At 68.0% G+C, this 1,312-nt stretch carries 2 protein-coding genes; both read right to left on the reverse strand.

The genetic code is table 11. The features are described from left to right. Window positions 1-41: 41 nt before the first annotated feature. Complete coding sequence (locus AB0M79_RS36315) at window positions 42-935, reverse strand: IS3 family transposase (RefSeq protein WP_364223368.1); 894 nt, start codon at window positions 933-935, stop codon at window positions 42-44. Further along, on the reverse strand, window positions 932-1,234 hold the full coding sequence (locus AB0M79_RS36320) for a transposase (protein ID WP_364223371.1): 303 nt from the start codon (window positions 1,232-1,234) through the stop codon (window positions 932-934). The genes AB0M79_RS36315 and AB0M79_RS36320 overlap by 4 nt, the downstream gene beginning before the upstream one ends. Window positions 1,235-1,312: the final 78 nt, after the last annotated feature.

Here is a 1,312-nt window from a genome sequence, read left to right on the forward strand (position 1 = left end):
GTGGTCTTGCCCCGATTTGACGGACAGGGTCGATGAGTTGGTCAGGCTACCTTGCTGATCGTGTTGGTGTGGGCGGTGGCTTCGTAGGCGGCGGGGCTGAGGTAGCCGAGGGTGGAGTGACGGCGTCGGGTGTTGTACCAGCCCTCGATCCAGTTGAAGATCGCGGTGTGGGCTGCGGTGCGGGTGGGCCAGGTCTCGCGGTGGAGTAGTTCGGTCTTGATGGTGGCGAAGAACGACTCGGCGACGGCGTTGTCCCAGCACTGGCCTTTGCGTCCGACGGACAGGCGGATTCGGTGCTGGTCGGCCAACCGGGTGTACTGGGCGCTGCCGTATTGACAGCCGCGGTCGCTGTGAAAAATCAGCGGCCGGTCGGGGCGGCGACTGGCGACGGCGTTCGACAACGCCCGGGCGGGTAGGTCGGTGCGTAGGTGGTCGGCGGTGGCCCAGCCGACGACCCGGCGGGAGGCCAGGTCGATCACGGTGGCCAGGTACAGCCAGCCCTCCCGGGTGTGGACGTATGTGATGTCGCCGCACCAGCGGGTGTTCACCGCCGTGGCGGCGGTGGTGAAGTCCCTGCCGATCAGGTCCGGTCGCGCCGGCGCTGTCGGGTCGGCAACGGTGGTCGTGCGCCACCGTTTCGGTGTCCGGCCGCACCTTCCGGCCGCGGCCATGAGCCTGGCGATCCGCTTGCGGGAGTGTCGCCGGCCCTGGGCGCGAAGCTCGGCGTGCACGCGTGGGGCGCCGTAGGTGCTGGCGGACGCGTCGTGCACGGCGATGATCCGCTCGGTGAGTTCGATGTCCTGGCGGGCCCGCGGCGACAGGCCTGTGGTGCGGTGCTGGTAGTAGGCGGACCGGGAGACCTCCAGCAGCTCACAGGCACGCTTCACATTGCCCTGCCGCGCTTTCTCCGCCTCGATGAACGGGTACACGTTCACCGGGTCTCCCTCACGAAGAAAGCCGTGGCCCGTTTGAGGATGTCGACGTCCTCACGCAGCCGGCGGTTCTCCCGACGCAACCGCGCCAACTCCTCCCGCTCCGCACTGGTCAACCCGTCCGAACGGGCACCGGCGTCGAGGTCGGCCTGTTTCACCCAGTCCCGTACCGCGGTCTCGGTCAGATCGAAGTCTTTCGCGACCTGACCGACCGTGCGGTCACCCCGACGGCACACCTCGACGATCTCCGCCTTGAACTCCGGCGTGAACGCCCTGCGCGGCCGACGCGGCTTGCTCCCCATGCCTTCCATGATGAACATTCTTCCCGAGGGCGCACAGCCCCACGGATCTCAGATGTCCGTCAAACCGGGTCAAGCCCA

This window comes from Polymorphospora sp. NPDC051019 (assembly GCF_040683055.1).
GTDB lineage: Bacteria > Actinomycetota > Actinomycetes > Mycobacteriales > Micromonosporaceae > Polymorphospora > Polymorphospora lycopeni.